Below are 17,495 nucleotides of genomic sequence, written 5' to 3'. Positions count from 1 at the left end.
GCGGATATGCGGTTCAATGACCGATCTCGCGGCCTATGCTGGTCTGTTCCTGGCGGCCTTGCTCGCCGCTACGATCCTGCCGATGCAATCGGAAGCAGTGCTGGTCGGGCTGCTGCTTGCGGATTACTCGCCCTGGCTGCTCATCGGAGTCGCGAGCGTCGGCAACGTGCTTGGATCGGTGATCAACTGGCGGCTCGGGCGAGGCATCGAGCGCTTTCGGGGCCAACGGTGGTTTCCGATGAACCACGCGCAACTCGACCGCGCGCAAATGTGGTATCGGCGCTATGGAAAATGGTCGCTCCTGCTGAGTTGGCTGCCGGTTGTCGGTGATGCCCTGACTGTCGTCGCGGGCGTCCTGTGCGACCCTTTTCGGGTTTTCCTTTTGCTGGTCACTGCCGCCAAGGTCGGCCGTTATCTTGTTCTTGCCGCCGTGACGCTGAGCGTGATCTGACGTCGCGAACCTTCTCGAAGCTGAGCTGGTTAGGTCGGCTGGTTCGAAGGAACCAGCCCAAGAGCCCCGTCTGATGCACGCGGACGGGAAGCCTAGCTCTTTTTGACGGCGACCTTGTCGAGGGCTGCGCGCAGGCCTTTCGCCAGCTTCTGCGCATCGCGCGACCGGCCAACCAAGCTACGGCGCAGCGCTCCAGCCAACAGCGACATTGTTAAGACATTCCCGTGGCCGCGCGCCAGGCCTGCATAACGAAGCTGTGCTGGTTCCAGATCATCAGCGCTCCACTCACAGCCATGAGCGCGACCACAAGGCCGCGGAACTGTCGTCCACTCAGGCGTTCGAGCCAGCGCTTGGCCAGCAGATTGGCAAGCGCAGCGCCCAAACCCGCGGCTGCGCCGTACATGACCGCCTGACCACCGAGCGCGCCGAGTCCGGTGAATACCGCGATCTTGACGACATCGGTCACAAACGAGTTCACCGATTTCGTGGCGACCAACGTCTCCTTCTCCGAACCGTAGTTCAGATAGAGCGAATTCAAGACGGGTCCCACCGTGCCCATCAGCGCCGACAACAGCGCGACGATCAGGCCGGCCGGGAGGAACCACCAGCGGCGGGCTCGGTAGCTCCGCTCGCGCGCGCCGCCGCGAAATTCCCAGACCGCACTGATCAGATAGATCCCTATGAGTATCTGGAGCCATTCCGCCCGACTGTTGGCGAAGAGCCAGGAGCCCGCCGCGGCACCGGCGATGGCGCCGGGCAGGTACCAACGGACCAGGCTCCAATCGATGTCGCGCCGGAAGGCCAGGGCGCGGATGGGATTGCCGATGAGCTCGGTCAAGGTGATGACCGGCGCAACCGCCGCGCTCCCTGTGATGAAAGTCACGGCGGGGATCAGCAATAGGCCTCCGCCTCCGGCCGAGAGGGTGTTCAGCGTCCAGGTGAGAAACCCCGCCAAAGCCAGGAGGCCTAGTCTAACCCAGTCCATCCGATCAGAACGAAGCGGGCCTTCGATCGTTCCGAACGCGTCGGTTCGCAAAAGCCCGGGCCGCCCCTTGAGTCTCGTGTGCGATGGAAAGGTGATCTCTGGCGCAATGCTGGTGGCAGAAAGACGCCGTGCCAGCGAACCATTCCCGAGGCGGCGGGAAGAAGGCCGACGATCCCTCCGAGTCGGCCGAACTCCGCCGTTGGACGCGCGCGCGGACGCCCAATCTAGCTCTTTTTGACGGCGACCTTGTCGAGGGCTGCGCGCAGTCCTTTCGCCAGCTTCTGCGCATCGTCGTACGCCCAGAAATGCATGAAGAAGAGCCGCGGTTGCTCATCGAGCATGTGGCTATGCAGTGCGGTGATCTCGATGCCGTTGTCCTGCATGGCTTTGATAACCTGATTGACCTCCTTTGCTGTCAGCACAAAATCACCCGTGATCGCCGCCTTGCCGCCACCTGTCGATTGGAAGTTAATCGCTATTGCCGAGCCCATGGCCGCCGGCACTTCCATTCCATTTTCCTCGACCGGCTCAGCGCGCGAGATCGTGAACTGGTAGACCGCACCATTGGCCTTACCCTTATAACCGACGGTTTGGTCGACACCGGCCGTGTCGAACTCGATCTGTGGTGCGGCTTGCGGCTGGGCGCCGCCTCCCATCGGTGTTTTGCTCAGCGCCAATCCGGCATGAAGCGCTGTGGCGAGCGTAACCGGGTCGCCCTGGCCGAAGACGTGCATGTAGAGTGTCATCGGCTCCGCGCGCAGCAAGTGGTTGTGTACCGCAGTGATCTCGATCCCGCTTTCTTCAAGCTTCTTCATGACCGGGTTCACCTCGTCCTGCGTCAGAACGATGTCGCCCACGACCATTGCCTGATCTCCCATGGGTTCGAACGCGATCCAGCCTCCAAGCGCAAATCCGGGTTTCAGGGCCACGCCGTCGAGCGAAACCTTCAGGTCCGTTCGCGGCAGCCCGACCCGGTAGACGCCATCAGGCGTCTCGGTTCCGGATTTGCCGAGCGCCTTAGCGATTGTTTGCCAATCGGGTGCCGCCGATGCCGGTTGGAGCAGCGCCGACATCGCGATCAGCATTGCTCCGGTCACGAGTTTTGCATGCATGGGATTTCTCCTTGTGATCTGCCCCCATTGCCCAATTCGTCATGCGGCTGCTGGCTTCGTGGCGGGAGGTCAGCTGTGCGTTTCCGCTCTGCGGCCCGAAGCCCACGCGTAGAGCGCGTCATAGATGACGAAGCCGTGCTTCAGCACCTCGTGGTCGTCAGGCGTCAGGTCCCGCAAACCCATGGAGATCGCCAGCAGCCCCGCCGACTGTGGCGTGAGATCGTGCCGGTCCGTGTCGGCACCGCGCACTATCGCGGCAATGGTCACGATCGCCGGGTCGCGCTCGAGGCCGTATTTCGAAACGAAGGTATCGAAACTGCAGCCGTCGCCGACATGGGTGAATTCGACGCCAGGCACGTCGTACGGCGTCGCGCCCGTTTCCTGGGCGACACCGACCACTTGATCTGGCGGCACGAAGAGGAACTCAGGTTCCTTGTCGATAAAGCGCGCAATCAGCCAGGGGCAGGCGATGCGGTCGATGACCGGACGTTCTCGGGTAACCCACTTCATGACGCAATCCTTTCTTCGCTCATCACCAGAGGGACAGTTGGCGCGCCGATCGCATGCCAGGCGGCAATGCCGCCTGAAAGCGCGCTTGCATCGACGCCGCGGCGGCGCAGTTCGGCAACGGCATCACCGCTGACCTGGAAGCCATAGACGCAATAGACGATGACCGGTCTGCCCTTCGGCAGTTCACCCGCCCAATCGGCGATCTTCTCGGGTGCTCGCAGCTTGGCCCCTGGCAGCATATCGCTGCGCTTTGCCAGATCCTCGGCGAGGCAGACGTCGAGCACTACGAGATCTTCTCCTCGATCGAGGCGCGCCCGCAGTTCCTCCGGCGCGATTACTGGAACCGTGTCGTCCGATGCCGATCCTGTTGAAGGATCACGCTGCGCGACGGTTCGGCGGTGGCGGGCAGCCACTCGTTCCCAATGGATGTTCTTCATGAAGGCATCGACATAGGCGCCGGCCTTGGTGCCGAAATCCATGTGGTAGGCGTGCTCGTACATGTCGAGCGCAAGGATCGGCATGCCGCCGGCGAGACAGTTGGTGTGATCCGCCGCCCATTGGATCGTCAGCCGATCGCGGCGCTCCGACCACACCAGCAGGGTCCACCCCGAGCCTCCGGCCTGCGCCTTGGCACAGGCCATGAACTTGGCGCGCCAGGCGGCCACGCTGCCGAAGTCGCGCTCCAGCGCTGTGGCGAGATCGCCTCCGGCATCGCCGGAGCCACCGAGCCCATCGAAATAGATCTCGTGCAGGATCGCTGAATTGGCGGCGACCAGTTCCTCGCGCTTCAGACCGTTGATGTCGAAGACTGGCGCCGCGCCCCAGTCGAGCCCGTCGAGCCGCTGTTCGATGGCGTTGAGGCGACGAACGGCTGCCCCGTAGTTGTTTTCGTAGTGGCTTGCCAACAGCCGCTCGGAGAGGCCGACGAGCCGAGGCGGCTTGAACGGCAGCGGCATGATCTGGTGTGGCATCGGTTTCCCCCCCGCTCTGCGGCACGGCCCATCCGTGAGGAGGCGAACGCTATGCCTGAATCGAATATGATACAAGTGTTGCATTTGGCTTTGTTCGTGATACGGTTCACTTATGAGTGAGGGGCAATCACAGGAGCAGCGCTGGCTGCTCCTGATCCATCAGCTGCCAAGCAAGCCCGCCTACTTCCGGGTGAAGATCTGGCGACGTTTGCAAGGTATCGGCGCGGTCGCAGTCAAAAGCACCGTTTACGCCCTGCCGGCCAATGCCGAGATGCAGGAGGATTTCGAATGGCTTCTCAAGGAGATCGTCGCTGGCGGCGGCGAGGCGATGATGTGCGAGGCGCGCCTCGTCGATGGTTTGTCCGACGTGCAGGTCCGCGCGCTGTTCGACGCAGCCCGTGACGCCGACTTTGCGGAGATCGTCGAGGAAGCGCGCGATCTGGCCGCAGCGATCAAGACCGACGCGACATCGGAAAAACATGCGGAGGCGCGTCCGCAACTCGGCCGCTTGCGCAAGCGGCTCGCCGAAGTCGTGGCGATCGACTTCTTCGGCGCCAGCGGGCGGCTCGCCGCCGAGGGACTGATCGCCGAGCTCGAGGCTCAGCTTATAGAGGACAAGGCCATGACCAACGAACCGAAGAAGGCGGCCGAGCCGGGTGAGCTCAAGGGCCGGACCTGGGTCACGCGCCGGGACGTGCATGTCGACCGCATCGCCTGCAGCTGGCTCATCCATCGCTTCATCGATGCCGATGCAACGATCCGCTTCGTGGCGGGCAAGGGATACGCGCCGAAGGAGGGAGAATTGCGCTTCGACATGTTCGAAGGCGAAATCACCCATGAGGGAGACCGCTGCAGCTTCGAGGTGCTGCTCAATCGTAGTGGCATAGTCGACCCGGCGCTGCAGGCCATCGCCGAGATTGTCCACGACATCGACCTCAAGGACGCCAAGTTCAGTCGCGAGGAAACCACCGGCATCGCCAGCCTGATCGCCGGGATCGCCATGGCCGATGCGGGAGACGAGCAACGGATCGCCGAGGGCGCTTCGGTGTTCGACAACCTCTATCGATATTTCCGCTCGAAACGAGGGTGAAGAAAATGAACGAGCCGATGAGGGTGAAGAGTATCGACTCGGCAACAGCTCCGCATGCGGGCATACCCGCCCACGGCATTTCGTTCGGAGAAGCTACTCGGGTTTGGGCGCGTGTCGCCGCGTTGAGCTTCGGCGGCCCGGCTGGTCAGATTGCCGTCATGCACCGGATCTTGGTCGAGGAAAAGCGGTGGATCGGTGAGACGCGGTTCCTGCATGCGTTGAACTACTGCATGCTGCTGCCGGGCCCGGAAGCCCAGCAACTCGCTATCTATATTGGCTGGCTCCTGCACAAGACCAGAGGTGGGCTGGTGGCGGGCATCCTCTTCGTGCTTCCAGGTGTTATCACCATCATGGCGCTGAGCTGGATCTACGCGCTTTTCGGCCATGTCGGCGCAATCCAGGCGTTGTTCTTCGGGCTGAAGGCCGCTGTGCTTGCGATCGTGCTCGAGGCTGTCGTCCGCGTCGGCAAGCGTGCGCTGAAGAACAACGTTATGATCGGGCTCGCGGCGGCGGCTTTCGTGGCCATCTTCTTCTTCCACGTGCCCTTTCCGCTGATCATCCTCGCCGCCGCAGTCATCGGCTTTGTCGGCGGCCGCGCGAGACTGGCTCCGTTCCTAACCGGCAATGGACACGGCAAGATCACAGGCAAACAGGTGGCTGATGCCGATACCGCGCTCGGCGAAGACGTGCCTGCACACGCCCGACCGTCCGTTGGCTGGGCGCTGAAGATCGCCTCGGTGTTTCTGCTGCTGTGGCTCATACCCGTTGTCGGCTTGCTGGTGTTTGTTGGCCCCGGCAACGTGTTTAGCGACATCGCCTTGTTCTTTTCCAAGATGGCGGTCGTCACGTTCGGCGGGGCCTATGCGGTCCTCGCTTATGTCGCGCAGCAGGCCGTCGATACTTACGGTTGGCTCAAGCCCGGTGAGATGTTGGACGGGCTTGGGATGGCCGAGACGACACCCGGCCCGCTGATCATGGTCACCCAGTTCGTCGGATTCATGGGCGCATTTCGTGCGCCGGCTGGCCTCAATCCACTGCTCGCAGGCACGCTTGGCGGTCTCCTGACGACCTGGGTTACCTTTACGCCTTGCTTCCTCTGGATCTTTCTCGGCGCACCCTTCATCGAGGCGCTCCGCGGCAACAAGGCCCTCTCGGCTGCCCTGGCGACCATCACGGCAGCAGTGGTCGGTGTTGTCCTGAACTTGGCGGTGTGGTTCGCGCTTCACGTCCTGTTCAGCGAGCTGCGTGAGGTCAGCTGGCTTGGCATGACGCTGGACGTTCCCGTGTTCAACTCCATCAACCTGCAGTCTCTGGTGCTGACGCTCGGGGCGCTGCTCGCGGTATTCCGTTTCAAGATCGGCATGATCCCTGTGCTCGCGACATGCTCGATCCTCGGCGTGCTCTATGGTGTTGCAACGGGATCGATCTAAGCTGTGCCGCGGGCGCAAACCCCTCTGCGGCAGGAGGCATCCCTGACAGCCCAGACGCCGACGAATGCTTCGCGCGAACCAGCGGTCAAACAGCGGTTTTCGCTGCTGCCTGCCGGTGCCAGGCCGGCAGCTGCCCTTCTGTTGATTCCAGGGGATTGAGGGCATTCGGCGACGGACTCGTCAGTCTTCTGCTTCCCGCCTATTTGGCCACACTTGGTTTCAACGCTTTCAAGATCGGGATTCTCACGACAGCGACGCTCGCGGGTTCGGCGGCGCTCACCTTGACCGTCGGGTTTGTCGCACACCATTTCTCCCGCCGCTCCCTGCTGATCGCAGCTGCCCTCCTGATGGTCGCCACCGGGATCGCCTTCGCGTTGGTTCAGGATTTCTGGCCCTGCTCCTTGTCGCATTCGTCGGAACGCTGAATCCATCCTCTGGCGACGTCAGTGTGTTTTTGCCGCTGGAGCATGCGCAACTCGCCCATAGTGTCACTGACCGCGACCGCACCGCGCTCTTTGCACGCTACAGCCTTGTCGGCTCACTTGTAGGGGCGGTCTGTGCTCTTGCGGCCGGAGCCCCTGACATTCTCCGACAGGTTGTCGGCCTGGATATCAAGCAAGCTCTCCAGATCGCCTTCCTGCTTTATGCCTTTCTGGGACTAGGAGCGCTGCTCCTTTATCGGAAACTGCCGGACGAGCCGCTCGATGCGAGTGCGGTACCGGCGGAGCCACTACGCAAATCCCGAACCATCGTCCTCACGCTCGCTGCGCTTTTCAGCCTTGACGCTTTTGCGGGCGGTTTCGTGGTTCAGTCATTGTTGGCTCTTTGGCTTTTCCAACGGTTCGGCCTATCGCTCGCCGCGACGGGCACAATCTTCTTCTTGACGGGTATCCTTTCGGCTGGGTCGTATCTGGTGGCCGTACAAATCTCTAAACGGATCGGGCTGGTGAACACGATGGTGTTCACGCACCTGCCATCCAGCCTTTGCCTTTTGCTCATTCCCTTCATGCCGAGCCTCGGTCCCGTAATCATACTTCTGCTGATCAGGAGCGCCTTGTCGCAGATGGATGTGCCGACCCGCACCTCCTACGTCATGGCCGTGGTATCGCCTGGTGAGCGGGCCGCAGCCGCGAGTGTCACCGCTGTCCCGCGCAGCCTCGCGGCAGCCGCCAGCCCGATGCTTGCCGGCTCGCTGCTCGCAATGTCCGGTTTCGGTTGGCCGTTGCTCATCGCCGGCGCCTTGAAGATTGTCTACGACATCCTTCTGCTTGCGATGTTCCGCAAGGTTCGTCCGCCGGAGGAACGACGAGACGGGCCATAGTAGCCCGCAGCATGCCCGAGCCAACATGAGAGGCGCGCCCATGTTATTCTGCAGGTCGACGCCTTGGCCACCGCTTGACCAGGGTACCAATGGGTCCATCTTAATCGTACCGGTGGCTCGCTCTTCAGCGCGAGGTGGAACTGATATGTGGAAAGCCCTCTTGGCTTTTGCGCTCGCAGGCGTCTGCCTGACGCCGGCGCATGCCGACAATGTCGATCTGGCGCTAGAAGCTTTTCACGAAACCTGTCTTGCCCATGGTCCAGACTTCGAGCGAACCGCCGCAGTGGCCAAGACGCGTGGATGGACACCGCTATCCGGTGACGCAGCGCTTACTCCAGTCGATGACGTGGATGCCTTTCAGGGATGGACGGTGACTGGCAATGATCTACCTGCCGGAACCATGATCGCGGTGACCAAAGCCACCTTAAGCGGCAAGGCCGTGCAGACCTGCTCCATCAGGCTGTTCGACGTCGACCGCGCGACATTCGAACAGCGTTTCTTCGCCCGGACGGACGCCGAAAAGATCAGCGAGGACCGGAATGGAGATCAGGTCTCCAAACTTTATGTATTGATTGCAGGCAACCGAAAACAGCTTGTCCATTTGACATCGCCGGTCGACATGGGGCGATCGGATTCGATCATTGCAAGCTCGATAGCCGACGACTAGTCAGGCGCCAATGCCTTTTCCGGCCATCCTCTGGAACAGGTCGTCTGCTTGTGCCGGTGAAAGGTTCATGTCGGTGGCGACCCACCAGGCGAGGACCGCAAGAAATGCGCCGGCGATGAACTGAATGGCGAATTCGGCAGGCATGCCGCGATCGCCGATCCGTTTCTCGACGAGTTCTTCCCGGACGCCTCGCCGGATACGCTCACGCAATTCGTCGTGGATCGTATCGCCGCTGCTTGCAAGCAATGCGTGGTGAAGCGGTCGGAATGCATGTGCGTGCTCGAACATGGGCAGGCTGAACTCGAACAGGCGGCTACCTGTTTCTTGACTTGCCGCCTCGCGCCTGCGGCCTATCGACCGCAGATGCGCCTCGATGGTCGCGCTGCGCAGAGCATCCTTGTCGGCATAGTGGGTATAGAAGGTCGACCTGCCGACATTGGCCCGCTGGCAAATGTCATCGACTGTGATGGCAGCATATCCCTGCTCCGGGATCACGGCGATGAGCGCGTCCTGCAGCAGGCCGCGCGTCCGCGCGACGCGTCGATCGATCGCGTTCCGCTCGCCCGCGCGTTCGATTTTCATGGCCATGGCCCTCTGCGGTGCCCGGTTTCGGACATTCGGCGGTCCGGTGTCCGACAACAGCATTTCCAGACATTGTGTCCATTATGATACGCCAAGTCCAGGAGCTCAAATCGGGTTTGGGCACGCCGCAATGAAGCAGAAGGTCGCCAGACATGCGCTCATCTGATCATCACGCCGGTAACGGACCGCATTCGCGCAAGAGGGTGATTGCGTTGGCCCTGCTTGCCAAGCTGTCGCTGGTCGCCGGCTTCCTCGTCCTCGCCGAATTGGGCATGGGCTATGTTCAGGCCGGCGCCTGGACGGCGGCATTCCACGGCCTCGTCCTTGCGGCGATCGCGGGATTGGCGCTGTGGGGCAGCCTGCGACACAGGGGGCTCGTCGGCAACGGTGCGCAGAGCGCGAGCGACAGGGGCATCGGCATCGTCCTGCATCGGGCGGCGGCCTATGACTTGCTTGCGCGCGTTCTGACCTTTGGGCGCGAGGGCCGCTTTCGCGAGCTCATGCTTCGCCTGGCAAAGCTCCAGCCCGGCGAAGCGATGCTCGATGTGGCCTGCGGGACGGGAACCCTTGCCATTGCCGCGAAGCGGCTGGTCGGTTCGGACGGAAGCGTCACCGGCGTCGATGCGTCGGTCGAAATGGTTGAGAGGGCGCGCGCCAAGGCCGAGCAGTCCGGTCTCGATCTGACTTTCGTCAACGGGACGGCGCAGCAGCTTCCCTTCCAGGACGCGCAATTCGACATCGTCGTCGGCACGCTGATGCTGCATCACCTGCCGAAGCCCGTTCGATCGGCCTTCATCCGCGAGGCAGCACGCGTCTTGAAGCCCGCAGGCCGGCTGTTGCTCATCGATTTCGGCAGGCCCATGCGCAAATCCAGATTGCCCAGGCTTCACAAGCATGGTCATGTCGATATGCATTCGGTCGCCTCGCTGTTGACCGAGAGCGGATTCCAGGTCAGCGATATCGGCGCCGTCGGAACCAAGAACCTGAACTATATTCGCGCAACGATGAACAAGGACCAGCCAGGCCAGGCGTCGTGATCATGCTCAGACGCTAGTTGCATGACGACCTGTTCTGGTATGTCCCATTTCGGCCTGCTTGCAATGGCAGGTGTCCTGCCTGATCCGGAATCGACGATCGAAATGTGAGCGAAAAATGCGACTGACAGGCATGGTATCAGGCGCGGCGTGCTCGCTTCCGCCGCGGCGGCGAACGCCCATCCGCATGTGTTTGCCGAAGCGAAGCTGGACCTGACCGCCGGTCCAGACAGGGCGGTCAAGTCGCTTCGGCATTCCTGGCGTTTCGACGACCTCTTTTCCAGCACTGTGCTGATGGAATTCGACAGGAATTCCGACCTTGTCGTTGATGCCAATCTTGCTGGGGTTCCTTCGGCAACCATTTCGGTCGCCAATAGAAAGCGCCGCGGCGAGCTTCTCGCCGCAATGCAGGCGTCATTCATGGTGAATGCGAAACGCCCAGCGCCTTCACCATCGCCGCCGCCAGTGTCGGCGGCGTGGTCAGCGGAATCCGCAGCCGCACCTTGCCGGCGACCTCCAGCTCGATCACCGCTGGTGGCGCCGCCGGCCGCGAAACGGCGACAGGCTCATCGGGAGCCACGACAACTTCGGCAAAGCCCGTCTCGCGGGCTCTCACCGTGCGGCGCCACTTATAGATCAGGCTGGTCGCGACATCGTACTGACGCGCCACCGCCGCCACTGTGGCCCCGGGCGCGAATGCCGCGGCCAATATCCGGCACTGATCCGCTTCACTCCAACGCCGACGCCGCTCCGGCCCGGTCAATAACGTCACATGGCTCATGCTGTGCTGCTAACTTCGCTCGTAAGGACGACTTTAAGAGCGCAGCCTCGCTACCGTGCCATCCTCTCGCAAGGCGGCCTTCGCCCGAGGCGTACCCTAACAGTGCATTTTGAATTTTGCTCCATGACCGCAAGGCGACGGCTGGATCGCATGTATCGACAGGTACTTTTTCGCGGTGAAGGTAGAGTCGAACGCGTAAACGCCGGCCTGACCTAATGAGCTATGATGGGCCCGTTGGAGAAACTGGGCGCCGCATCCAGGCACCCATGGCCTGCATGCTCGGCGGCGATAGGGCCCCGGAGATTGCCCGCGTGGCATTTCTCAGCGCCGCCAAGGAAGCGAAAAGCTTGAACGCCTGACATCTCCCGAATGCACGTTGCCATCCTGGGCTGTGTTCGCGTGTCGGCGCGCCGAGGCCTGGCGTCGTCTCGGCGCTCTCGGTCGCTGGCCTCCAGGCGATGAAGGCCGGCAATCTGCTTCTTTCGGTCGAAGCGATGAGATGGAACGGCGCTGCATGCCGAGCGCGACAGCACCATCGCCGAAGTGCAGATCAAGGCCGGCGACCAGACAATGCCAACGATCTGCTGATCGCATTCGGGTGAATGAGGGTGCTACACCTGAAGGGAAATCGGCCACACACACGCATGGCGCAGGAGATGACCAGCACAGTCGACCTTGGAGTAATCTAGCGTCAAATAATCATTGTTTGCAATTGCGCAGGCCGAATTTTCCAAATAGGAACGCCGGAGATCAACACGGAACGATTTTGATGGATGAAGCAATTGGGCAGCGAAGGGCTGATCTGCTAGGGATGACAGCAGATATCGTCGCAGCCTATGTCCAGAGCAACGCAACGCCCGTGGCGGATCTGCCGAATTTGATCGCCAGTGTTAATTCTGCGTTGTCTGGCCTGGCTGAGTCGGTCGCTGCACCATCGCCAATACTTACGCCCGCGGTAAATCCTAAGAAGTCGATCTTTCCCGAATACATCATAAGCCTTGAGAACGGGCGCAAGTTCAAGTCGATGAAGCGCCACCTGGGCTTGCTTGGCATGACACCTGATGAGTACAGAGCCAAGTGGGGTTTGGCGTGGGACTATCCTATGGTAGCGCCCAGCTATGCGGCTCAGCGGTCTGCGCTTGCCAAAGCTGCCGGTCTCGGCCGCAAGGCGGTTGCCAAGACGCCGCCAAGGAAAGCACCAGCAAAGCGCAAGGCCAAAGCCTGACAGTGCACGACGTTCGGGCCATGCCGTCAGGTCTAGATGGTCTAGGTGGCCTGGCTGGGAAAGAGCTGCCTGGCTTCGCGGTTCAGTAAGCGCCGCTCACGCCACAACACAAGCTTCAGCACGGCTTGCGTCTTCACGTCCTCGTATCCTGATGGGGCAGGAGAGGTCGATCAACGTGCGATCGACAAGTCGAGCCGATACATCGTCGCCCTCGACAGACAATCAAATAATATCGATAAAATCGCACTACATCGATACGTCACGCTCTGCTCGATGCCACAAAGCAACAAAGCCGCTGAATCCAGCAGCGCTCCGTGCTTCAAGGGCATGCCCATACGGGTGCTGGGTAAGCTAAATTTCTTCCCCGAGCAGTATCCTGGCCTCCTTGGCAGCAGCGATGAACGCCTGGCGCGCTATCCTTGGTGGTTTTTCTCCACGGATTACGGCAAGGCATGCTTCGATTGCGGCGAGCCGCGACTTGCCCTCCGGCCTCGGCCAATCCCTCAGCAGAACTTCGGCCGCGTCGGATACCGACGCAACAACTCTGTCGCGATCGATCCGGCCGGGTTGAACGACGACGGGCTTTCTGAAACGTTTCGTACGCACGACAGCCTCCAAGAACAAAATATGTTAGCTTCTGCTGATCCTTTGCGCCACATCAAACGTCCGCAAGCAACAGAAGGCATCCGCTTGGCCCAGAAGCCGCCGCCGCGACGCTGGCCAGTGCTTCAGCCGTCGGGCTTGGCCCCGACTTCGAAGAGCGCATCGCCAATAGCGGCGTTAAATGATCCACAAATACCCAGTGAAGGGGAGTTCTCCGAACACTGCGAAATGGAATCTCGGGCTGAATTTACTCCATATCCGGCACGTCACCGCAGGTGAATAGCACGGTCGGCGGGCCATAGTCGCCAATAGCCGGGCCGGCGTCGCGGCTCCATGCGATTACGCCAACGTGCTTCCCTGCGAGCGCCTGACCGGTGCGGATGGCGCGTTCCTCGCTTTGCTGATCGGCCGGACCAAAGGCGGAAACAGTTCGCCGTCCTCGCCACGATCGAACGCCACGACGACGGTTAGCTTGGGCTTCTTTTGACCGGGCAGAATATGATCAGACATGGCGGGAACCTATCACATGACCGAGGATTGAGTCGCGTTCGAGACTCGGGAGGTGCGCGTGCAAGGGCAAACGTGGCAAAGGCGGCCGGGTTCGCCAACACCAGCACCACGTTGACTTCTAGAAAAGTGATAAGGTCCTGCATGGTCTGTTTGCTCTGGCCTCCGCCGTGATCACCCCAACACAGGTGGCGTGTCGTTGTAGCTGACCTGCACCAGCTCCGGGTGTCGGTAAGCGAGGGTAAGTATTTGGGTCTCAAGCTCGCAGTTGTAGGCCATGAGCGCCTTGACGGTCTCCAGGCGACTCTCGTAGCGGGCGATGAGCTTCTCCGCCTCCGAGTGCAGTTCGGCTTTAGCCGCCGCGTCCAGGTGCATGATGCTCATCGGGGTCCCTCCTAACATCTTGCCCGACGCCGAGCCGAGAGTTCGTCAAGGCGATCGTGAAGGTGGCCATTGAGTACGATCATTTCCTTGAGCGCCTTCACCGCGTCGCCCTTGTGCTGGGCAATGAATTTGTCGGCGACGGCCTGGAGGGCTGCTTCTTGGCGGCTGTCCAGTGTCACGATGTGGTCCATGGCGATTGCTCCAAACGTTCCTGGCCACAGAGAACAAAAACGGAACAAAAGAGTCAAGGACTAAGTGACTCAGCGAGGAATAGGTTCGTATTTATTGACGGCACGTGAGGCGGTGCTCACAGCCATGGAGAGCCGCATGGGCAGACGAAAAAGCCGGTATGACAGACTGTTTGCTCGGGACGTTGAGGGGATCATAAGGGAAGCACTAAGCCTTCGCGAGGTGGCGCTTTCGGCGCAACTCAACCTCAAAGCGAACGGTTGGGCTGGTCGACAAATTGCACGAGGTGTTGGCCACTGTCGCGGAGAAGGAGCCTAACTACCGCATGCCGAACCTTGGTCTCCTACCGCTCTCGGAGGACTACTCCACGCGGAAATGACCATGGCCGGGCCGATGGAGTGCGTATGGCGTGCCGCCAAGGCCAACATGCTGCTCATCGTCGAGTGCGGCACTGCTACCATGTCGGCCGCTTCAGGGCCAATGACGTGGCCACATGGTCGGCTGGAACAAGCCGCTAAAACCCATCAGGTCCAGATGCAAACGTGGCGCAGCAACCGTCCAGGATTCAGACAACAGGACGTTCGTTTAGAAAACAAAACATCCGATTTGATATCCGACGAGTGATGTGCTATGAGTCCACAGCAGAGGGAACTTGCGCCATGGCACGCTCGACCGCTCAAAGCGCTTTGCGCTATCCACTCACCATTATGCTCGGCACCGAAGCAAGCGTAAGATTGCTCCGGGAATTGTCGCGCCACGGCGGCTTGCTTTCTTCTCCATTGCTTGCGACTCGTAGCGGGCTTGCAAGGGCAAGCGTGTGGTCTGCTCTCGCAACCTTGGAAGGGATTGGCATCGTATCTTCAGAGGGAACGGGCAGGGCTCGTCTTTACCGGTTGAATGATCGCCATCCGCTGGCGACATCACTGGAAGCCCTCTTCGAGCAGGAGGCGCTTCGGTATTCCAATATTCGCGCCGTAATCACTGAGGCGGTCTCCGCAGTTCGGCCGAACGTACTCGCGGCCTGGATTTACGGCAGCGTAGCGAGGGGCGAGGACCGTCCAGACAGCGATCTCGACATCGCAGTGGTTACGCCATCCGAAAAGCTAGAAAGCGCGCTCCAAGAAATCCGTGAGGCACTGGTGACCCAAGGTCAAAAGCTTGGCTTCAATCCCTCGGTCGTGGGACTCACTCCGGAGGATGTGGCAAGGCTGTCGAGCACGCGAGACCCGTGGTGGGGCGGGGTCGAAGCCAATGCCCTGCTCGTCTTGGGTTCACGCCCGGACGAACTCGCAACAAAAACTCGCCGGAAGGCGTTGGCATGACCAGAAGAGGTGCGACGAAAGCAGTCGAGACAGGCTTTGGCGAGGGGCGATTGCGCATCGCCCGCTCATATTTGAAGGCTGCCCGTTTAGAGGTGGCAATGTCCGGAACGGGTGACATCGGAAATCCGGCTATGTCGCAGATCGTGAATGCGGCAATAGCATACGCCGATGCGCTCACTGCCCGATTTGCAGGAAAGATCAACCGCGCGGATCATGCGGCCGTGGTGAAAACCATGCGCGACGCGCTTGGAAATCGCCTTCCTGCAGCGCAGGCCAGCAGGTTGCGGAGCATCCTCGATGAGAAGGACGAAACTCAATACGGAATCAGGGCAAAATCATTACCCGAAGCGGAGAGCTTGCTCGACAAGTTGGAAAAGTTCGCGGAGTGGGCGGAAAAAGAACTGGAAGTCTGATCAGCAATGGAGGCGGCATGTCGCTTATGGCGACCTGAATGTTACTTCAGCAGTTTGATCAGCACTGTGAAAGCCGCGTCGATGTCAGCGCGAACCGCGGCCCGGACCGCTTTCGCGTTGCGGTCTCGCAGCGCTGCAAACATCTGCTGATGGTGCTGGTTGGCAGTCGAATAGTTTCCGGAATCGTGCAGCATGTTGAAAAAGGGACTGATCTGCAGCCACAGGTTCTCGATGATGTTGAGCATGTTTTCCGAGCCCGCGGCTCGATAGATGGAGAAATGAAAGGCGTAGTTAGCCCTGAGGTAGGATCCGGAGTGGAACAGCGGGTTTTGACGAAGGTTGGGCACCAGCAAAAAACGTAGGTGAAGCATGGCTGCTCATCAGGAAAGCAAGGACCGCACTGAGCGTACGGCACGGGAGGCAAAAACGGCCAGACTACGGGAACAGCGGCTGAAGACTGGGACTGCTATGCAAGAGCGGAATGATGAGGGCGCAAAACGACCGTCAACACAGCGACGCCGCAATCGGTGACGCCTATCTTGTTGGCAGTTAGGGCCTCGTTAGCTCCCGGGCCTGCTCCGGGGACAAGGCCGAATGGGTCAAGCCCGACCTTGTCGGTCGGGTGAAATTTTGCTGCTCAATTTCCTCGATGAGACCTGACTGCCTTTAGCAGTTCGCGCTCATCAGTGTGAGCATTTCGAAAAGTCGCCACTACCGTTTCCGCCAGGATTTTGCCCTGTTGGCTTAAAGGGTCGAGGTCTTCGTCTGCGCAAATCCGATCGAAAACGCGCTGGCAAATAGCCAAATCATAAGGACTAAGGCAGGTGCGATTGGTACGCTGGCGCTGCGGCATGTGCGAACCCTCAGGCCCGCTGCCCGTGCAGAGCAGCGGGCCTTTACAGCCAGACTGGAGAACGGAGGAGAGTTCAGTCTCGCGCAAAAAAACGTTTGATGTAGAGTGCTTGTTCCCGGCTAACGAAGTTGGTAATTTTCGTACAGTGCGCCCTCTGGGGCCGATTGCCTTCCCGCCAGCAGTTAGCCGTTCAACTGTTTCAATGATAGCCTTGGCAAGCGCCTCACCCTCATGCATGGGCTCTTGGCCATAAGAGCAGGAAGACAGCCTCCTCGATCGGCAGCACGCCGGCCGGGCAGGTCTCCTCGATGCCACGCGCACCAGAGCAAGGGCGGCCAGGCCTTCCGGACTTGTCTTCGGCATCGATGGTTTGATCTGCGTTCGCTAATCCGCCTCATCTGTGAGCGACATCTTTTTGCGGCGGACAGGCGTCCAGTCGGTGATCGTATCGGCATCCACGGTGATTAGCCCGCCAGCTTTCACGGTCACCCTTCGATTTTCCTCGTCGACCCGCGTGACCTCGCCAGTGAGCTGGAGCTCGTCACCTGGTTTGGACTTTTTAGCAGCAGGGATCGAATGCGGAAAACCATAGGAGGGGATGCTGACGCTAGCTCTTCCGTCGTCCAGGAGCTTCAGCACCGTCACGGTGATCGCCACCTCATCGCCGATATTGATGTCCGCAATTTCCCAAGCCATGCCCATGATTCTGGAGCGGCTTTGACGGTAGTCAAGGGATTGCTAATATGCGGAAAATGCCAAAGCCGCCAGCGTGCACCTTGTTTCGGAACCGATTCGAACCAGCGATATTGATTCAAATCGTAGTGTCTGGAGTGCGGGCGCATGCTTCCGTCACAACCCATTTCGGGTAGGCTTGCAACCAAGGTCGCTTCTGGCGTGAACCGCCGTGCGGCAGTTAAACTGTTCGAGTTGAAAACGGCCGGAGCCCGATTGCTCAGCCGATCAGCAACCACGGTCGTCGCGCAGGATCACCCAAGCAGAGAAACGCTGGCCCTCTGTCCTTGCTTTGCGGAGAGCCTGCTTCGCAACGCACAAACTTTTCTGATG

General features: G+C 60.5%; 20 protein-coding genes and 4 pseudogenes. 13 read left to right on the top strand and 11 right to left on the bottom strand.

The window, feature by feature from the left end; translation table 11 throughout:
* Nucleotides 1-16 precede the first annotated feature (16 nt).
* Nucleotides 17-451, top strand: a complete 435-nt coding sequence (locus NKI67_RS02435) for a YqaA family protein (RefSeq protein WP_352644363.1) — start codon at nt 17-19, stop codon at nt 449-451.
* Nucleotides 452-662: 211 nt separating this feature from the next.
* On the opposite strand, the gene NKI67_RS02430 is transcribed toward NKI67_RS02435, so the two are convergent.
* The 4 genes from NKI67_RS02430 to NKI67_RS02415 all read right to left on the bottom strand — a co-directional run bounded on the left by NKI67_RS02430 (nt 663) and on the right by NKI67_RS02415 (nt 4,029).
* Nucleotides 663-1,436 (bottom strand): sulfite exporter TauE/SafE family protein, encoded by a 774-nt coding sequence (locus NKI67_RS02430; RefSeq protein WP_352644502.1) that lies wholly within the window; start codon nt 1,434-1,436, stop codon nt 663-665.
* 224 nt (nt 1,437-1,660) lie between these two features.
* A complete protein-coding gene (locus NKI67_RS02425; RefSeq protein WP_352644361.1) occupies nt 1,661-2,548 on the bottom strand; it encodes a DUF1259 domain-containing protein in 888 nt (295 codons plus the stop codon).
* Nucleotides 2,549-2,617: 69 nt separating this feature from the next.
* On the bottom strand, nt 2,618-3,058 hold the full coding sequence (locus NKI67_RS02420; RefSeq protein WP_352644359.1) for a chromate resistance protein ChrB domain-containing protein: 441 nt from the start codon (nt 3,056-3,058) through the stop codon (nt 2,618-2,620).
* Nucleotides 3,055-4,029 (bottom strand): Fe-Mn family superoxide dismutase, encoded by a 975-nt coding sequence (locus tag NKI67_RS02415; protein WP_352644357.1) that lies wholly within the window; start codon nt 4,027-4,029, stop codon nt 3,055-3,057. Before NKI67_RS02415 ends, NKI67_RS02420 begins: the two co-directional genes overlap by 4 nt.
* A 112-nt stretch (nt 4,030-4,141) precedes the next feature.
* Here NKI67_RS02415 and NKI67_RS02410 point away from each other — a divergent pair, with 112 nt between their 5' ends.
* The 4 genes and pseudogenes from NKI67_RS02410 to NKI67_RS02395 all read left to right on the top strand — a co-directional run bounded on the left by NKI67_RS02410 (nt 4,142) and on the right by NKI67_RS02395 (nt 8,537).
* Complete coding sequence (locus NKI67_RS02410) at nt 4,142-5,119, top strand: chromate resistance protein ChrB domain-containing protein (RefSeq protein ID WP_352644355.1); 978 nt, start codon at nt 4,142-4,144, stop codon at nt 5,117-5,119.
* 17 nt (nt 5,120-5,136) lie between these two features.
* Nucleotides 5,137-6,549, top strand: a complete 1,413-nt coding sequence (chrA, locus tag NKI67_RS02405) for a chromate efflux transporter (RefSeq protein ID WP_352644500.1) — start codon at nt 5,137-5,139, stop codon at nt 6,547-6,549.
* A gap of 155 nt (nt 6,550-6,704) precedes the next feature.
* Nucleotides 6,705-7,870 (top strand): annotated as a pseudogene (locus NKI67_RS02400) (MFS transporter).
* A 160-nt stretch (nt 7,871-8,030) separates the two neighbouring features.
* Nucleotides 8,031-8,537, top strand: coding sequence for a hypothetical protein (locus tag NKI67_RS02395; RefSeq protein ID WP_352644353.1), 507 nt, complete (start codon nt 8,031-8,033; stop codon nt 8,535-8,537).
* Here NKI67_RS02395 and NKI67_RS02390 read toward each other — a convergent pair whose 3' ends face one another.
* Nucleotides 8,538-9,119: a TetR/AcrR family transcriptional regulator gene (locus tag NKI67_RS02390; RefSeq protein ID WP_352644351.1), complete on the bottom strand. Its 582-nt coding sequence runs from the start codon at nt 9,117-9,119 to the stop codon at nt 8,538-8,540.
* A 152-nt stretch (nt 9,120-9,271) separates the two neighbouring features.
* On the opposite strand from NKI67_RS02390, the gene NKI67_RS02385 reads away from it, so the two are divergent.
* A complete protein-coding gene (locus NKI67_RS02385; protein WP_352644349.1) occupies nt 9,272-10,156 on the top strand; it encodes a class I SAM-dependent methyltransferase in 885 nt (294 codons plus the stop codon).
* Between the two features lie 135 nt (nt 10,157-10,291).
* Nucleotides 10,292-10,483: pseudogene (locus NKI67_RS02380) on the top strand (DUF1007 family protein); the annotation flags it as partial.
* Nucleotides 10,484-10,571: 88 nt separating this feature from the next.
* Here NKI67_RS02380 and tnpA read toward each other — a convergent pair.
* Nucleotides 10,572-10,934 (bottom strand): IS66-like element accessory protein TnpA, encoded by a 363-nt coding sequence (tnpA, locus tag NKI67_RS02375; protein ID WP_352621733.1) that lies wholly within the window; start codon nt 10,932-10,934, stop codon nt 10,572-10,574.
* Nucleotides 10,935-11,326: 392 nt separating this feature from the next.
* Between tnpA and NKI67_RS02370 the strand changes: the two are divergent.
* From NKI67_RS02370 to NKI67_RS33845, 3 genes and pseudogenes are all read left to right on the top strand, one after another.
* Nucleotides 11,327-11,536 (top strand): annotated as a pseudogene (locus tag NKI67_RS02370) (biotin/lipoyl-containing protein); the annotation flags it as partial.
* 167 nt (nt 11,537-11,703) lie between these two features.
* On the top strand, nt 11,704-12,159 hold the full coding sequence (locus NKI67_RS02365; RefSeq protein WP_352644347.1) for a Ros/MucR family transcriptional regulator: 456 nt from the start codon (nt 11,704-11,706) through the stop codon (nt 12,157-12,159).
* A 45-nt stretch (nt 12,160-12,204) separates the two neighbouring features.
* The gene (locus NKI67_RS33845; RefSeq protein ID WP_502897604.1) at nt 12,205-13,041 is read left to right on the top strand and encodes a hypothetical protein; all 837 of its coding nucleotides are present in this window, start codon (nt 12,205-12,207) and stop codon (nt 13,039-13,041) included.
* Here the strand turns inward: NKI67_RS33845 and NKI67_RS02355 are convergent.
* The 3 genes and pseudogenes from NKI67_RS02355 to NKI67_RS02345 form a co-directional block, all read right to left on the bottom strand.
* Nucleotides 13,010-13,272: pseudogene (locus NKI67_RS02355) on the bottom strand (hypothetical protein). The gene NKI67_RS33845 and the pseudogene NKI67_RS02355 overlap by 32 nt on opposite strands.
* Before the next feature lie 171 nt (nt 13,273-13,443).
* On the bottom strand, nt 13,444-13,653 hold the full coding sequence (locus NKI67_RS02350) for a hypothetical protein (RefSeq protein ID WP_352621742.1): 210 nt from the start codon (nt 13,651-13,653) through the stop codon (nt 13,444-13,446).
* Nucleotides 13,654-13,664: 11 nt separating this feature from the next.
* Nucleotides 13,665-13,844: a hypothetical protein gene (locus NKI67_RS02345; protein ID WP_352621744.1), complete on the bottom strand. Its 180-nt coding sequence runs from the start codon at nt 13,842-13,844 to the stop codon at nt 13,665-13,667.
* Between the two features lie 379 nt (nt 13,845-14,223).
* Here NKI67_RS02345 and NKI67_RS02340 point away from each other — a divergent pair, with 379 nt between their 5' ends.
* The 3 genes from NKI67_RS02340 to NKI67_RS02330 are packed head-to-tail and all read left to right on the top strand — an operon-like array spanning nt 14,224 to nt 15,577.
* Nucleotides 14,224-14,466 (top strand): hypothetical protein, encoded by a 243-nt coding sequence (locus tag NKI67_RS02340; protein ID WP_352644344.1) that lies wholly within the window; start codon nt 14,224-14,226, stop codon nt 14,464-14,466.
* Nucleotides 14,467-14,501: 35 nt separating this feature from the next.
* Entirely contained in the window at nt 14,502-15,164 is a 663-nt protein-coding gene (locus NKI67_RS02335; RefSeq protein ID WP_352644342.1) for a nucleotidyltransferase domain-containing protein, read from the top strand.
* On the top strand, nt 15,161-15,577 hold the full coding sequence (locus tag NKI67_RS02330) for a hypothetical protein (RefSeq protein ID WP_023722279.1): 417 nt from the start codon (nt 15,161-15,163) through the stop codon (nt 15,575-15,577). The genes NKI67_RS02335 and NKI67_RS02330 overlap by 4 nt, the downstream gene beginning before the upstream one ends.
* Nucleotides 15,578-15,618: 41 nt before the next feature.
* Here NKI67_RS02330 and NKI67_RS02325 read toward each other — a convergent pair whose 3' ends face one another.
* Together NKI67_RS02325 and NKI67_RS02320 are read right to left on the bottom strand one after the other, a co-directional pair.
* A complete protein-coding gene (locus NKI67_RS02325) occupies nt 15,619-15,948 on the bottom strand; it encodes an FCD domain-containing protein (RefSeq protein ID WP_352644340.1) in 330 nt (109 codons plus the stop codon).
* Nucleotides 15,949-16,814: 866 nt separating this feature from the next.
* Nucleotides 16,815-17,126, bottom strand: a complete 312-nt coding sequence (locus NKI67_RS02320; RefSeq protein WP_352644338.1) for a hypothetical protein — start codon at nt 17,124-17,126, stop codon at nt 16,815-16,817.
* Between the last annotated feature and the right edge of the window lie 369 nt (nt 17,127-17,495).

It is taken from the genome of Mesorhizobium sp. M0408 (genome assembly GCF_040321495.1).
Taxonomy (GTDB): domain Bacteria; phylum Pseudomonadota; class Alphaproteobacteria; order Rhizobiales; family Rhizobiaceae; genus Mesorhizobium.
This window is presented reverse-complemented; position numbering and strand designations above follow the sequence as displayed.

Coding starts and splice junctions, on each gene's coding strand:
- NKI67_RS02435 (WP_352644363.1), top strand. CDS start 17: ATGACCGATCTCGCGGCCTATGCTGGTCTGTTCCTGGCGGCCTTGCTC.
- NKI67_RS02430 (WP_352644502.1), bottom strand. CDS start 1,436: ATGGACTGGGTTAGACTAGGCCTCCTGGCTTTGGCGGGGTTTCTCACC.
- NKI67_RS02425 (WP_352644361.1), bottom strand. CDS start 2,548: ATGCATGCAAAACTCGTGACCGGAGCAATGCTGATCGCGATGTCGGCG.
- NKI67_RS02420 (WP_352644359.1), bottom strand. CDS start 3,058: ATGAAGTGGGTTACCCGAGAACGTCCGGTCATCGACCGCATCGCCTGC.
- NKI67_RS02415 (WP_352644357.1), bottom strand. CDS start 4,029: ATGCCACACCAGATCATGCCGCTGCCGTTCAAGCCGCCTCGGCTCGTC.
- NKI67_RS02410 (WP_352644355.1), top strand. CDS start 4,142: ATGAGTGAGGGGCAATCACAGGAGCAGCGCTGGCTGCTCCTGATCCAT.
- chrA (WP_352644500.1), top strand. CDS start 5,137: ATGAGGGTGAAGAGTATCGACTCGGCAACAGCTCCGCATGCGGGCATA.
- NKI67_RS02390 (WP_352644351.1), bottom strand. CDS start 9,119: ATGAAAATCGAACGCGCGGGCGAGCGGAACGCGATCGATCGACGCGTC.
- NKI67_RS02385 (WP_352644349.1), top strand. CDS start 9,272: ATGCGCTCATCTGATCATCACGCCGGTAACGGACCGCATTCGCGCAAG.
- tnpA (WP_352621733.1), bottom strand. CDS start 10,934: ATGAGCCATGTGACGTTATTGACCGGGCCGGAGCGGCGTCGGCGTTGG.
- NKI67_RS02365 (WP_352644347.1), top strand. CDS start 11,704: ATGGATGAAGCAATTGGGCAGCGAAGGGCTGATCTGCTAGGGATGACA.
- NKI67_RS02350 (WP_352621742.1), bottom strand. CDS start 13,653: ATGAGCATCATGCACCTGGACGCGGCGGCTAAAGCCGAACTGCACTCG.
- NKI67_RS02345 (WP_352621744.1), bottom strand. CDS start 13,844: ATGGACCACATCGTGACACTGGACAGCCGCCAAGAAGCAGCCCTCCAG.
- NKI67_RS02340 (WP_352644344.1), top strand. CDS start 14,224: ATGGCCGGGCCGATGGAGTGCGTATGGCGTGCCGCCAAGGCCAACATG.
- NKI67_RS02335 (WP_352644342.1), top strand. CDS start 14,502: ATGGCACGCTCGACCGCTCAAAGCGCTTTGCGCTATCCACTCACCATT.
- NKI67_RS02330 (WP_023722279.1), top strand. CDS start 15,161: ATGACCAGAAGAGGTGCGACGAAAGCAGTCGAGACAGGCTTTGGCGAG.
- NKI67_RS02325 (WP_352644340.1), bottom strand. CDS start 15,948: ATGCTTCACCTACGTTTTTTGCTGGTGCCCAACCTTCGTCAAAACCCG.
- NKI67_RS02320 (WP_352644338.1), bottom strand. CDS start 17,126: ATGGCTTGGGAAATTGCGGACATCAATATCGGCGATGAGGTGGCGATC.